Source organism: Streptomyces virginiae, from assembly GCF_040638905.1.
Classification (GTDB): domain Bacteria; phylum Actinomycetota; class Actinomycetes; order Streptomycetales; family Streptomycetaceae; genus Streptomyces; species Streptomyces virginiae_B.
The window spans coordinates 349,211-362,307 of the sequence record NZ_JBEZYV010000004.1 but is presented as its reverse complement, the minus strand read 5'-3'; the positions used below and the strand labels follow the sequence as shown (position 1 = coordinate 362,307).

The window sequence follows — 13,097 nt, the reverse complement described above, 5'->3', positions numbered from 1 at the left end:
GCTGGCGGCCATGTAGTCCCCTGTACCGACGAGGAGCACCCGTGACCCAGACGAGCGAGAGCGTCACCTGGCTGACCCAGGCGGCGTACGACCAGCTGAAGGCGGAGCTGGACTACCTCTCTGGTCCCGCCCGCACGGAGATCGCCGCGAAGATCGCAGCCGCCCGTGAGGAGGGCGACCTGCGCGAGAACGGCGGGTACCACGCGGCCAAGGAGGAGCAGGGCAAGCAGGAGCTCCGGGTCCGCCAGCTCACGCAGCTCCTGGAGAACGCCAAGGTCGGGACCGCACCGGCGTCCGACGGCGTGGTGGCGCCGGGCACCCTGGTGAAGATCGCCTTCGACGGCGACGAGGACGACACGATGGAGTTCCTGCTGGCGTCGCGCGAGTACGCGTCCGGGGACTTCGAGACGTACTCCCCGCAGTCCCCGCTGGGCACGGGCGTCATGGGCAAGTCGATCGGCGAGGACGCCGAGTACGAGCTGCCGAACGGCAAGAAGGCCTCGGTCAAGATCCTGGACGTCAAGCCCTTCACCGGCTGATCACCCCCGATCATCTCGATCGACCCGATCGATCCCATCGATCCGATCCCTTCGATCACCCTGGATTCGCACGTGATGCCCGGCCGGTTCTCCGGCCGGGCATCACGCGTGTACGGGCGGTACGGGGTACGGGCGGCCCTACGCGGTCGCCGAGCGGTACTTGCGGACCGAGAGGGTCCGGAAGACCACGATGATCAGCAGCGACCAGAGGAGGGACGCCGTGACCGGGTGCTGCATGGGCCAGGCGTCCGGGACCGGATAGCCCGGGGGCAGGTTCCCGAAGAGCTCGCGGCACGCCTGGACGGTGGCGCTGAAGGGGTTCCACTCCGCGATGGTCCGCAGGAACGGCGGCATGTTCTCGGAGGGGACGAAGGCGTTCGAGATGAAGGTCAGCGGGAAGAGCCAGATCAGCCCGCCGGAGGTGGCTGCCTCGGGGGTGCGCACCGACAGGCCGATGAGGGCGCCGATCCAGGAGAAGGCGTAGCCGAGCAGGAGCAGCAGGCCGAAGCCGGCGAGCACCTCGCCGGGGCTCGTGTGGGTGCGCCAGCCGACGAGCAGGGCCACGACGGCCAGGACGACGAGGGTCAGCGAGGTCTGGACGAGGTCGGCGAGGGTGCGGCCGGTGAGGACCGCTCCGCGGGCCATGGGCAGGGAGCGGAAGCGGTCGATCAGGCCCTTGTGCATGTCGTCGGCGATGCCCGCGCCGGCGCCCGCGGTGGCGAAGGTGACGGTCTGGGCGAAGATGCCGGCCATCAGGAATTCGCGGTAGGCGGCGGGCGAAGTGCTGCCGCCGACGCTGATCGAGCCGCCGAAGACGTAGCTGAAGAGCACGACGAACATGACCGGCTGGATCACGCCGAAAATGATCATCTCGGGGATCCGTGACATCCGGATCAGGTTCCGCTTGGCGATCACCAGGGAGTCGTTGACGCCTTGGGTCAGGCCGCCGCGCGGTCGCGGTGCCGCGAGGTCCGGGTTCGGGGAGGTGAGGGTCACTTCGCCGCCTCCTTCCGGGCCGCCCTGCGGCCCTCGGCCTCGGCGGCGGCCCCGCCGCCGCCGTTCTCCTCCTCCGCCGCCCGTTCCGCCGCGTGGCCGGTCAGGGAGATGAACACGTCGTCGAGGGTGGGTCGGCGCAGGCCGATGTCGTCGATCTCGATGCCGCGGCCGTCCAACTCGCGGATGACCTCGGCGAGCAGCTTGGCGCCCCCGGCCACCGGCACGGTCAGTTTGCGGGTGTGTTCCTCGACCGTGGTCTCGCCCTTGCCGAAGCCGGCGAGCACCTCCCGGGCGGTGGCGATGTGGCCGCGTTCGTGGACGACGACCTCGACGCGCTCGCCGCCGGTGCGGGCCTTGAGCTGGTCGGAGGTGCCGCGGGCGATGACCTTGCCGTGGTCGACCACGCAGATGTCGTCCGCGAGGTGGTCGGCCTCCTCCAGGTACTGGGTGGTCAGCAGCAGGGTGGTGCCGCCGGCGACCAGTTCCTTGATGATGCCCCAGAGCTGCTGGCGGTTGCGGGGGTCGAGTCCGGTGGTGGGCTCGTCCATGAACATGACGGGCGGGCTGACGACGAGCGCGGCCGCGAGGTCGAGGCGCCGTCGCATGCCGCCGGAGTACGTCTTGGCGGGGCGGTCGGCGGCGTCGGCGAGGTTGAAGCGGTCGAGGAGCTCGACGGCCCGCGCCTTGGCCGCCTTGGCCCGCATCTGGTAGAGCTGGCCGACCATCTGGAGGTTCTCGCGGCCGGTCAGGTACTCGTCGACGGCCGCGAACTGGCCCGAGAGGCCGATGGCGCGCCGGACCTCGTTGGGGTGCTTGAGGACGTCGATGCCGGCTACGACGGCCCGGCCGCTGTCGGGGCGCAGGAGGGTGGTCAGGACGCGTACGGTCGTGGTCTTGCCCGCTCCGTTCGGGCCGAGCAGGCCCAGGACGGTGCCTTCCGGGACGTCGAGGTCGACGCCGTCCAGAGCCCGTACGTCGCCGAAGGTCTTGACCAGACCCTCGGCGTAAATAGCGCCTGGCATATGGATTCTCCCCATGTGAATCGGGCCAGTGGGATCAAGCCATTCAGGGCATTTATGCGCAAATCCTATGGGCGGCGGGCGGGGCCCGCTCGGCCGGACGAGTGATGGACCGCGACGGGGGCGGGCGGCGTGGGCCGTGGGGCCGAGGGGAGAGGGGCGTGGGGCACGTCCGCCGGGGCGGCCCAGCTAGCCCATCACCTTGTATCCCGCGCCGTGCAGCGTCCGTGCGACCTCCGCGCAGTGCTCCGGCCCCTTGGTCTCCAGGTGCAGCTCCACCTCCACCTCCGTGAGCCCGAGCATCGGGTCGGTCCGTACGTGGCTCACGTCCAACACGTTCGCATCCACCACTGACAACACCCCCAGGAGCCCGGCCAGCGCCCCGGGCCGGTCGGCGACGCGCAGCCGCAGCGACAGGTAACGGCCCGCCGCCGCCATGCCGTGCCGCAGGATCCGCTGGAGCAGGAGCGGGTCGACGTTCCCGCCGGACAGCACGGCCACCACCGGGCCCGAACCGTAGAGCTCGGGCTCGCTCAACAGGGCCGCCACCGTACTGCACCCGGCGGGCTCGACGACGAGTTTCGCCCGTTCCAGGCACAGCAGCAGGGCGCTGGAGAGGGCGTCCTCGGAGACCGTGCGCACGTCGTCGAGGAGTTCGCCGATGATCCTGAACGGGACGTCGCCGGGCCGCCCGACCTTGATGCCGTCGGCCATGGTGTTCGGGTCGTCGATCGACACCGGGTGGCCGGCCCTGAGGGAGGGCGGGTAAGCGGCCGCGCCCGCCGCCTGCACCCCGACCACCCGCACGTCGGGCCGCAGCGCCTTCACCGCGACCGCGACACCGGCGGCGAGACCGCCGCCGCCGATGCCGACGAGGATGGTGCGCACCTCCGGGCACTGCTCCAGGATCTCCAGGCCGACCGTGCCCTGGCCCGCGATGATGTCGCGGTGGTCGAAGGGGTGGATGAACACCGCGCCGGTGCGGTCCGCGTACTCCTGGGCGGCCAGGAAGGTCTCGTCGACGACCTGCCCGTGCAGGCGCACGTCGGCCCCGTACTCCTGGGTCGCGGCGACCTTCGGCAGCGGCGCCCCGACCGGCATGAACACGGTGGAGCGGACCCCGAGGAGCGAGGAGGCCAGCGCCACGCCCTGGGCGTGGTTGCCGGCGCTGGCGGCCACGACGCCGGCGGCGCGCTGCTCGGGGCGCAGGCCCGCGATGCGCACGTAGGCTCCGCGCAGCTTGAAGGATCCGGTGCGCTGGAGGTTCTCGCACTTGAAGTGGACCGGCGAGCCGGTGAGTGCGGAGAGGTGCCTGCTGCCTTCCATCGGCGTGACCCGGGAGACGCCGGAGAGCATCTTCTGAGCCCCCCGTACGTCGTCGAGGATGACCTGCGGGACGGGCTGGGGCACACGGTAGTTCATGCCGTCAGTCTCGCAGCCCGGGCGCGACCGGGCCCGGAGCGTCCACGAGGGCCGTGAAGGAGGGGGCTACGGGCGAGTACGGGAAGGACTGCGGCGAGGGGTACGGACGGTACGGCGGCGAGGGGCGAAATCTCGCCATCCGGGACGGCCGTGGGACGCCCGCCCGCGCGGGCCGTATCAGTTCTCGTACGAGGCGTACGAGCCGCCGCAGGGCCGCGTACTCTGTCCCCCATCCTTGTCGGACCCACGCGAAGAGAGCCCACGGCCATGCCTTCCTCCCCGGCCAATTCCGATCTGCCCGTGCCGGCCGATGCGCCTGCCGGAGCCGGTCTCCTCGACGCGCTCCAGCACCAGGTGGCGGTTTTCGCCCGCCGCGCCGAGCAGACCCGTCTGGGCGGCGTGGGCCAGGCCCGCAACTCGATGGACCGCGCCGCCTACCTGCTGCTCAACCGGCTCGACCTGGAAGGCCCGATGGGCGTCAAGGCGCTCGCCGGAGGCATGGGTATCGACTCCTCCACGGTGACCCGGCAGGTCGCGCCGCTGGTCGACGGCGGTCTGGTCAAGCGGACCTCGCACCCCGAGGACGGGCGGGCCGTGGTCCTCGCGCTGTCCCCGCGGGGGCTGGCGCGGCTGGAGGAGGTGCGCTCCTCGCGGCGCGAGCTCATGGCCCGGGTGACGGAGGGCTGGAGCGAGGACGAACGCGAGTCCTTCACCGGTCTGCTGACGCGCTTCAACCTGTCGCTGTCGGAGCTGATGGCGGCCGTGGCGGAAGCCGGGCCCGCCTCCTGAGCGGAGTATGTCCGTCCTCTTGACCTGACCGGTCCCCCCGGCCGCACTATGTGAATATGCGGGCGGTTGATCAACAGGCGGGCTCCTACGGGGAGTTCGAAGCCTTCGTCGCGGGTGCGGCCGGGCGGCTCCTGCATGTCGCGGTACTGCTGACCGGTGAACCCGAGTCGGCACGCCGGCTGCTCGCGGGCGCGCTGGCGCGTACGTACGCGAACTGGCGGCGGCTGCGCGCGGACGACCCCTACGACTTCACGCGCCACGAGCTGTGCGCGGCCTTCGCGCGGACCGGCTGGCGCCACCACGGCGGGACCGGGGTGCTGGTGCGGCTGAGTCCGCCGGAGCGGCTGGTGCTGGTCCTGCGGCTCTACGAGGGGGTCGCGGAGGAGGTCACGGCGGCGCAGCTCGGGATGCCGGCCGAGCGGGTCCGGGTGCTCTGCAACCGGGCCGTGTCCCTGCTGAGGGCCCGGGAGGCGGCGTGAGCGGGCTCCCGGACCGGAAGGAAGCCCAGGTCAAGCAGCTCCTGGAGGGCCCGTACCCGGTGGTGCCGACGGGTCTGGCCGCGGGCGCGGCGGCCCGCGGGGACCGACTGCTGCGCCGGCGCCGGGCGTTGCGCAGGTTCGGCTGGGCGGTGCTGTTCGCCGCGGCGGTGGCCTTCACGGTCTGGGCGTCCCTGACCCGCCCCTGGGCGGGCCCCCCGAGCGGCATCTCCCCACCCCTGGAGGGCTGGTAGCCGAACGGCGGATCTGTGGGCCGCGACACCCGCACCCGTGCGGCCGCGCCCGGCAGAATCCAGCCTCGCCGGCGTTTGAGGCGCGGGGTCTGGGGCGGCGCCCCAGGAAACCCGGCTCCGCCGTGCACCGGGCCCCGTCCGGACCCGCGCCTCACACGCCGGCCGGGCTGGAACAGCCCGGCGAGGCCGGCAGGCCCCACCGGGCCCGGGCGGAGCCCGGCGGGGGTGCGGCGGTGGGTCAGCCCAGCGCCTGCGTCAGGTCCGCGATCAGGTCGTCGGCGTTCTCGATGCCGACCGAGACGCGGATCAGGTCCGCGGGGACCTCCAGCGCCGAGCCGGCCACCGACGCGTGCGTCATGCGGCCCGGGTGCTCGATGAGGGACTCCACGCCGCCCAGGGACTCGGCCAGCGTGAAGATCTTGGTGCGGCCGCAGACCGCGACGGCCTCTTCCTCGCCGCCGGCTACCTGGAAGGACAGCATGCCGCCGAAGTTGCGCATCTGCTTGGCGGCGACCTCGTGGCCCGGGTGCTCGGGCAGGCCCGGGTACAGCACCTTGGTGACCTTCGGGTGCCGCTTGAGCACATCGACGATCTTGGCCGCGTTCTCCGCGTGCCGGTCCATGCGCACGGCGAGGGTCTTGATGCCCCGCAGCACGACCCACGAGTCGAACGGCCCGGCCACCGCGCCCATCGCGTTCTGGTGGTAGGCCAGTTCCTCGCCCAGCGCCTCGTCGGCGGTGACCAGCGCGCCGCCGACCACGTCGGAGTGCCCGCCCATGTACTTGGTCAGCGAGTGCACCACCACGTCCGCGCCCAGCGCCAGCGGCTGCTGGAGGTACGGCGAGGCGAAGGTGTTGTCCACGACCAGCTTGGCGCCGGCCGTCCGCGCGATGTCGGCGACGACGGCGATGTCGGTGATGCCGAGCAGCGGGTTGGAGGGGGTCTCGACCCAGATGACCTTCGTCTTCGGGGTGAGTGCGGCCCGTACGGAATCGGCGTCGGAGGTGTCGGCCACCGACCACTCCACGCCCCAGCGGGAGACGACCTTCGCGAAGAGGCGGAAGGTTCCGCCGTAGGCGTCGTTCGGGATGACCACGTGGTCGCCCGGGGAGAGCAGCGTGCGCAGCAGGCAGTCCTCGGCGGCCAGGCCGGACGCGAAGGCGAGGCCGCGCCGGCCGCCCTCCAGCGCCGCGAGGTTCTCCTCCAGCGCGGTGCGGGTCGGGTTGGCGCTGCGGCTGTACTCGTAACCGCCGCGCAGGCCGCCGACGCCGTCCTGCTTGTATGTGGAGACCTGGTAGATCGGGGGCACGACCGCGCCGGTCAGCGGGTCCGCCGTGTTGCCCGCGTGGATCGCGCGGGTCTCGAAGCTCTGGTGCTCGTGGCTGTCGTCGCTCATGGTCAGATGCTATGCCCAGGCCCGGTGTGCACCCCCCCTATTGGCCTGTCGCCCCCTCGGTCTGGTTCGCTGGAGGCATGGAGATTCTGTGGTTCCTGTTCGCGGCGCTCATGATCGTGTTCATCGTCGGCCCGTTCGTCCGGCGCAGGCGCGGCGGCATCCGTCTGGTCGCGCCCGGCAGCCCTGACGCCGCCGACCCGGCGAACTACGGATTCGACCGGCAGGAAGACCTCGACATCCGCGTCCCCGGGCCGGACCAGGACCTGATGGACGCCCTCGACAACGTGCGGCGCACCGGGCAGTGGCAGGCGGCCTCGCAGCTGCTCGCCGGGACCCCGCGGGAGGGCGAGCGGCGCTGGCAGCGCGTACAGGCCTTCGGCGGCGCGGCGGCGCTGGAGCTCGTGGCGCAGCCGGGTGTGGGCGCGCAGTGGCTGAAGGCGTGGCGGCTGGAGGCGGACAAGGACGCGGGCGGCGCGCAGGTGCACGCGGAGCTGCTGGTGCAGCAGGCATGGCGGCACTCGGGCGGCGTCGGGTCCGACGACCACCGGATCATCCTGGAGGAGGCCCGGGAGGCGTGCCGCAGGGCCGCGCTGCTGGCGCCGGGGGACCCGGTCCCGTACATCACGGAGCTGGCGATCGCGCGCGGGCTGGCGTACCCGGAGGCGCAGTTCGACGAGCTGTGGGCGAAGGTCATCGACCGGGCGCCGGAGCACATGGGCGCGCACCTGGCGGCGTTGCACTACTGGTGCGCGAAGTGGCACGGCTCGCGGGAGAAGGCCGACGCCTTCTCGCACGCGGCCGCGGCGCGTGCCCCGCAGGGCTCGCTGCTGGCGGCGCTCCCGCTGTTCGCGCTGTACGAGAACCTGCCGGACGTGATCCTGAGCAGCGGTTTCTACCGCAGTGAGGCCGTGACGCGGGCGGTGGAGGGCGCGCTGTACGCGGTGAACACGGCCCGGCAGGACGACCCGATGCTGGCGCACGTACGGCACCTGCTGCTGCTGTTCCTGGTCAACATGGAGCGGTGGGCCGAGGCGATGGAGCAGGTCCGCCACGTGGACGGGTACGTGGGCGCGCTGCCGTGGTCGGCGGCGCAGGACCCGGCGGCCCAGTACGCGGTGTACCGGGCCCTGGCGGTCGCCGGCTACGAAGCGAACGGCGGGTCCCCGGCGACGCTCCCCCAGTAGCGGGCGGTCGCCCTCGGTGCGGATCCGCGCCGGGGGCGGCACCGTCCGCAGCCACCCCGCCGGTCCACCTACCCACGGGTACCCCCCACGACCAGCGGCGACGAGCGGCGAATAAGGTTGCCGTCAACAATCTCTGAGCCGCATCATGCGGCGTGGCGGCCATCGGCCCTCGCCACGTACCTCAGCACCGCTTTCATCCCGTGGGGGGATCTGTCCATATGGGCGCTTCTCTGCGTGCCGTGCGCGCGCTCGTCCTGCTCGCAGGCTTCTACCTGCTCGGCGTCGTCCTGCTCGCCGCCCTCGTCGGCGTCGACTTCGCCGTCGTCACCTGGCTGCACGGCCCGGTCGCCTTCAAGATCATAATCGTATCGGTCGTCCTCTCCGTCCCGATCGTCCGGGGCCTGTTCATGCTCCGTACCCCCAAGGGCGAGCCGCCGACCGGCATCACCGTCACCGAGGCGCAGGAGCCCCTGCTGTGGCAGACCGTGCGCGAGATCGCGCAGCAGGTCGGCACCCGCGCACCCGACGAGATCGTGCTGATCGACGAGGTGAACGCGGCCGTCGCCGAGGACGCCGGGTTGCTGGGCCTGCGGGCCGGAACCCGCCGCCTCTACCTCGGCCTGCCCCTGATGACGGGCCTGGACGAGATGCAGCTGCGCGCGGTGCTCGCCCACGAGATGGGCCACTACGCCAACTTCGACACCCGCCTCACCCCGCTGATCGCCCGCGGCCGCGCCCAGCTGATCCGTACGATCGGCCACTTCCACGAACGCGCCGACAAGAAGGTCGCCAAGGAGCGGGCCCGCCAGGAGAAGCGGGACGAGAAGCGGGTCGCGAAGGGCAAGGGCGCCAAGGGGGTCGACACCGCCGGCGAGGGGGCGACGTACCGCGCCATGGCCAAGATCTACATGGCGTACGGCAACTTCTACATGCGTGCCACCCGCACCACCTCCCGCCGCCAGGAGCTCGCCGCCGACCTCGCCTCGGTGCGCGTCGCCGGCCGCGACTCCGCCGCGTCCGCACTGCGCGAACTCAACGCCCTGGACTCCGCGCACGACTTCTACATGAGCTCCTACGCCACCCTCGGCGTCGGCGCCGGCCTGCTGCCCCGCCCCGGCGAGGTCTTCGGCGGCCTGCGCAAGCTCCTCGACGCCCGCGCGGAGGACCTGGACGACCTGCGCCGGGAGCTGTCGACCGAGCCCGCCTCCCCGTACGACTCCCACCCCCCGCTCGCCGAGCGCGTCGCCCGTATCGAGGCCCTGCCCGACGACGGCCGCGCCGGGCAGAGCGCCCGTCCCGCCCTGGAGCTGCTGTCCGACGCGGACGCCGCGCTGGCCGCACTGGAGCAGGTCGTCCTCACCCCGGAGGCCCTCGCGCTCAAGCGGGTCGACTGGGAGGACCTCGTCCACGAGTCGATGACGCAGTACGTCGGCCAGGGCGCGGAGGAGATCCGCGAGGCCTTCGCCGCCGAGGGCGCCGGCCCGGGGCTGCCCGCCCTGCTCGACGCGGTCGACGCGGACCCGGCGGTGCTCTGGCGCATCGCCGACCGCTTCCCGAAGTCGGAGGAGGCGGCGGCCGCCACCGGCCGCACGGCCCGCGAGTTCGCCCGCCCGGTCGTCCGGCGCGCCCTGAGCCAGCTGGTGACCGTGGAACTGACGGGCCGCGGCGCCGCCCGCTGGCAGCTGTCCTGGTCCGACTCGGCGTCCCTGCGCTACCCGGCCGACGGCTTCGAGGAGCAGCTGCGCCTCGCCCTGGACTCGGCCGTCGCCGACCTGCCCGACACCGAACCCCTGCGAAAGCTGGTGCCTGCCCCGTGATCGGCCTCTACATCCTGGGCGCCATGCTGCTGTTCGGCGCCTTCAAGCTCCTGCGCGGCGTCTACTACATCCGCAAGGCGAAGCGGCTGGAGGCGGAGGTCACCGCCATCGAGGCACGGACCGCAGCCCTGAACGCCGAGACGGCCGGCATCAAGTCCGAGCGGAAGGCGCAGCAGGCCGCGGCGGTCGTCGCGCTGGGCTTCGTACCGGAGGCCGAGCTCGACACGGACAACGCGCGGCCCGTGTCGCCCGAGCAGACCGCCGCCGTCGCGGCGGTCAAGGCCGGCGACTGGGAAGCGGGCGCGGCCTATCTCGACGCGGCCGGGCAGGACTGGGAGGAGCGCTGGCAGCGCCTGCGCCCCCTGTCCGAGCTCGCTGCCGAGGACGACGCCTGGCTGCTGGCCTGGCGCAGGGCCAGGCCGTCCGACCCGTCCGCGGCGCTGGTGAACGCGGACACGGGCGTCCTGGTGGCGTGGAACGTGCGGGGCTCCGCGCGGGCCAGCCACACCACCCAGGAGCAGTTCCGGATCTTCCGCGAGCTGCTGCTCAAGGCGCAGGAGCAGGCGCGCGAGGCGCAGCGGCTGGCGGATCCCGCGGACCCGGTTCCGTACATGGTGGAGCAGTCCATCAGCCAGGGCCTGGGCTATTCGCACGAGGAATACCGGCAGCTGTGGTCGCAGATCGTGAAGCGCGACCCGAAGAACCTGTCGGCCCACACGAGCGCCATGCAGTACTGGAGCCAGAAGTGGCGCGGCTCCCACGAGCTGGCGCTCGCCTTCGCACACGAGTGCGCCGCCAAGGCCGAGCCGGGTGAGCTGCTGTCCCTGCTGCCGCTCATCGCCTACGTCGAGCAGGAACTGCACGAGTCGGACCTGAAGCCGGAGACCTTCTTCAAGGAGCCGGAGGTCCTCGCGGCGGTGGAGAGCGCCCTGGCCGACCTCGCGGCGGCCGACCCGGACGACTGGCGGTCGATCCGGCTGCGCCACATGCTGGCGTGGTTCCTGTTCTGGCAGGACCGGGACGCGGAGGCGGTCGAGCAGTTCCGCCACATCGACGGGTACATCGGGGCGATGCCCTGGTACTACTGGTCGCCGTCGCGCTACGTGTACGCGCGGGACTGGGCGGTGCGCGAGGTCACGCCGGGCCTGTGAGGCGCTGAACGGGGCAGGTCGGAGCGGACCGGGGCGGGTCGGGGCGGGTCGAGGGGAATCCCGGCCCGCCCTCCGTGCGTTGTCACTCCCACAAGGAGGGAATCCATGTTCTCGTACCGCCGCACGCCCGAGCTCCCCACCCGCGAGGAGGCCCTGACGGGCCGCGCGGAGCCGCTGTTCGATCTTCCCGAGAAGCACACCGTGCTGGGCAACCCGCTGGCCGGCCCGTACCCGGCCCACCTGGAGGTCGCCGACTTCGGCCTGGGCTGTTTCTGGGGCGCGGAGCGCAAGTTCTGGCAGACCCCGGGGGTGTGGACCACGCTGGCCGGCTACCAGGGCGGTTTCACCGAGAATCCGACGTACGAGGAGGTGTGCTCGGGCCTCACGGGCCACACGGAGGTCGTCCGCGTGGTCTTCGACCCCGCGCAGGTCTCCTACGCCACCCTCCTGAAGCTCTTCTGGGAGTCCCACGACCCCACCCAGGGCTTCCGCCAGGGCAACGACGTCGGCACCCAGTACCGCTCGGCGGTCTACACCCACTCCCCCGCCCAGCAGGCGACGGCCGAGGCCTCCCGCACGGCCTACCAGCAGGTCCTGGCCTCCTCGGGCTACGGCCCCATCACCACGGCCGTCCTCCCGGCGGCGGAACGCCCCTTCTGGCCGGCCGAGGCCCACCACCAGCAGTACCTGGACAAGAACCCGGGCGGCTACTGCGGCATCGGCGGCACTGGCGTCTCCTGCCCGATCGGCGTGGCCCCGGCCCCCGCCGAGTGACCGTCCCGCTCGCCGACGATGGCGCCGCCACCCGCCGCCGCCAACGCCTCTACCAGCATCGCGTCCCCCTTGACGGTCTCTCAGTGAGGAGCATCAGCCCAGGGCTTCCCCCACGGAGCCGGGTGCCACAAGGGAAGAGCGACCCCCCGGGGATCAGATCGTCGACGTGTCGATCACGAAACGGTAGCGGACGTCGCTCGCCAGGACGCGGGCGTAGGCCTCGTTGATCCGGTCGGCTTCGATCAGTTCGATCTCCGAGCCCAGGCCGTGCGCCGCGCAGAAGTCCAGCATCTCCTGGGTCTCGGCGATCCCGCCGATCATCGATCCGGCGAGGGTCTTGCGGCCGCCGATGAGGGAGAAGAGGTTGAGCGAGACCGGCTCCTCCGGCGCGCCCACGTTCACGAGCGCCCCGTCGACCTTCAGCAGGCCCAGGTACTTGTCCAGGGCCAGCGGGGCCGAGACGGTGGACAGGATCAGGTCGAAGCTCCCGGCGAGCGTCTCGAAGGCGGCCTCGTCGCCGGTGGCGTGGAAGTGGGTGGCGCCCAGCCGTCGGCCGTCGGCCTCCTTGCGGAGGGTCTGCGACAGTACGGTGACCTCCGCGCCCATCGCGTGCGCCATCTTCACGCCCATGTGGCCGAGGCCCCCGAGGCCGACGACCGCGACCTTCCTGCCCGGGCCCGCCTGCCAGTGCCTGAGCGGCGAGTAGAGGGTGATGCCGGCGCACAGCAGCGGGGCGGCCTCGTCCAGGGCGAGGCCGTCGGGGATGCGGACGGTGTAGTTCTCGTCGACGACGAGATGGGTCGAGTAGCCGCCGTACGTGGGCTCGCCGGCCCGGTCGAGGGCGTTGTAGGTGCCGGTCATGCCCTGCACGCAGTGCTGTTCCTGGCCGTTCAGGCAGTGCTCGCACTCGCGGCAGGAGTCGACCATGCAGCCGACGCCCACCCGGTCCCCGACGGTGAACCGGGTGACGTCCGCGCCGACCCCGGTGACGATCCCGGCGATCTCGTGGCCGGGGACCATGGGGTAGATGCCCTCGCCCCATCCGTCGCGCGCCTGGTGGATGTCGGAGTGGCAGATGCCCGCGTACTTGATGTCGATGAGGACGTCGTGGGGGCCTACGGGGCGGCGCGGGACGGTGGTGCGCTCCAGCGGGGCGCCCGCGGCGGGGGCGGCGTACGCGGCGACCCGGGTGGACGCGGTGGACCCGGTGGACGCCGTGGACCCGGTGGACGCGGTGGTGGTGACGGACATGGTGGTGCTCCTCGAAGCGGTGGTGTCTG

General features: G+C 72.3%; 13 protein-coding genes. 8 read left to right on the top strand and 5 right to left on the bottom strand.

Annotated elements, in window-relative coordinates; translation table 11 throughout:
- Window positions 1–41: 41 nt before the first annotated feature.
- Window positions 42–539, top strand: coding sequence for a transcription elongation factor GreA (gene greA, locus AB0F82_RS09575; protein ID WP_030823019.1), 498 nt, complete (start codon window positions 42–44; stop codon window positions 537–539).
- 138 nt (window positions 540–677) lie between these two features.
- Here the strand turns inward: greA and AB0F82_RS09570 are convergent, their stop codons facing one another.
- The 3 genes from AB0F82_RS09570 to ilvA all read right to left on the bottom strand — a co-directional run bounded on the left by AB0F82_RS09570 (window position 678) and on the right by ilvA (window position 3,976).
- Window positions 678–1,535, bottom strand: a complete 858-nt coding sequence (locus AB0F82_RS09570; protein WP_362625299.1) for an ABC transporter permease — start codon at window positions 1,533–1,535, stop codon at window positions 678–680.
- Entirely contained in the window at window positions 1,532–2,557 is a 1,026-nt protein-coding gene (locus AB0F82_RS09565; protein WP_362625297.1) for an ATP-binding cassette domain-containing protein, read from the bottom strand. The genes AB0F82_RS09570 and AB0F82_RS09565 overlap by 4 nt, the downstream gene beginning before the upstream one ends.
- 186 nt (window positions 2,558–2,743) lie before the next feature.
- On the bottom strand, window positions 2,744–3,976 hold the full coding sequence (ilvA, locus tag AB0F82_RS09560; RefSeq protein WP_356813042.1) for a threonine ammonia-lyase: 1,233 nt from the start codon (window positions 3,974–3,976) through the stop codon (window positions 2,744–2,746).
- 267 nt (window positions 3,977–4,243) lie between these two features.
- Here ilvA and AB0F82_RS09555 point away from each other — a divergent pair, with 267 nt between their 5' ends.
- The 3 genes from AB0F82_RS09555 to AB0F82_RS09545 are packed head-to-tail and all read left to right on the top strand — an operon-like array spanning window position 4,244 to window position 5,495.
- The gene (locus AB0F82_RS09555) at window positions 4,244–4,765 is read left to right on the top strand and encodes a MarR family winged helix-turn-helix transcriptional regulator (RefSeq protein WP_356813043.1); all 522 of its coding nucleotides are present in this window, start codon (window positions 4,244–4,246) and stop codon (window positions 4,763–4,765) included.
- A gap of 56 nt (window positions 4,766–4,821) precedes the next feature.
- Window positions 4,822–5,244 (top strand): sigma factor-like helix-turn-helix DNA-binding protein, encoded by a 423-nt coding sequence (locus AB0F82_RS09550; protein ID WP_362625294.1) that lies wholly within the window; start codon window positions 4,822–4,824, stop codon window positions 5,242–5,244.
- A complete protein-coding gene (locus tag AB0F82_RS09545) occupies window positions 5,241–5,495 on the top strand; it encodes a hypothetical protein (protein ID WP_362625292.1) in 255 nt (84 codons plus the stop codon). Before AB0F82_RS09550 ends, AB0F82_RS09545 begins: the two co-directional genes overlap by 4 nt.
- A 238-nt stretch (window positions 5,496–5,733) precedes the next feature.
- Here the strand turns inward: AB0F82_RS09545 and AB0F82_RS09540 are convergent, their stop codons facing one another.
- On the bottom strand, window positions 5,734–6,891 hold the full coding sequence (locus AB0F82_RS09540) for a cystathionine gamma-synthase (RefSeq protein ID WP_356812487.1): 1,158 nt from the start codon (window positions 6,889–6,891) through the stop codon (window positions 5,734–5,736).
- Window positions 6,892–6,968: 77 nt separating this feature from the next.
- Between AB0F82_RS09540 and AB0F82_RS09535 the strand changes: the two genes are divergently transcribed.
- From AB0F82_RS09535 to msrA, 4 genes are all read left to right on the top strand, one after another.
- Complete coding sequence (locus tag AB0F82_RS09535) at window positions 6,969–8,075, top strand: hypothetical protein (protein WP_362625290.1); 1,107 nt, start codon at window positions 6,969–6,971, stop codon at window positions 8,073–8,075.
- 218 nt (window positions 8,076–8,293) lie between these two features.
- Window positions 8,294–9,892, top strand: coding sequence for a M48 family metallopeptidase (locus tag AB0F82_RS09530; RefSeq protein WP_362625288.1), 1,599 nt, complete (start codon window positions 8,294–8,296; stop codon window positions 9,890–9,892).
- Window positions 9,889–11,043, top strand: coding sequence for a hypothetical protein (locus AB0F82_RS09525; RefSeq protein ID WP_362625286.1), 1,155 nt, complete (start codon window positions 9,889–9,891; stop codon window positions 11,041–11,043). The genes AB0F82_RS09530 and AB0F82_RS09525 overlap by 4 nt, the downstream gene beginning before the upstream one ends.
- 105 nt (window positions 11,044–11,148) lie before the next feature.
- Window positions 11,149–11,817, top strand: a complete 669-nt coding sequence (gene msrA / locus AB0F82_RS09520; RefSeq protein WP_362625284.1) for a peptide-methionine (S)-S-oxide reductase MsrA — start codon at window positions 11,149–11,151, stop codon at window positions 11,815–11,817.
- A 153-nt stretch (window positions 11,818–11,970) separates the two neighbouring features.
- Here the strand turns inward: msrA and AB0F82_RS09515 are convergent, their stop codons facing one another.
- Window positions 11,971–13,068, bottom strand: a complete 1,098-nt coding sequence (locus tag AB0F82_RS09515; RefSeq protein WP_362625282.1) for an NAD(P)-dependent alcohol dehydrogenase — start codon at window positions 13,066–13,068, stop codon at window positions 11,971–11,973.
- Between the last annotated feature and the right edge of the window lie 29 nt (window positions 13,069–13,097).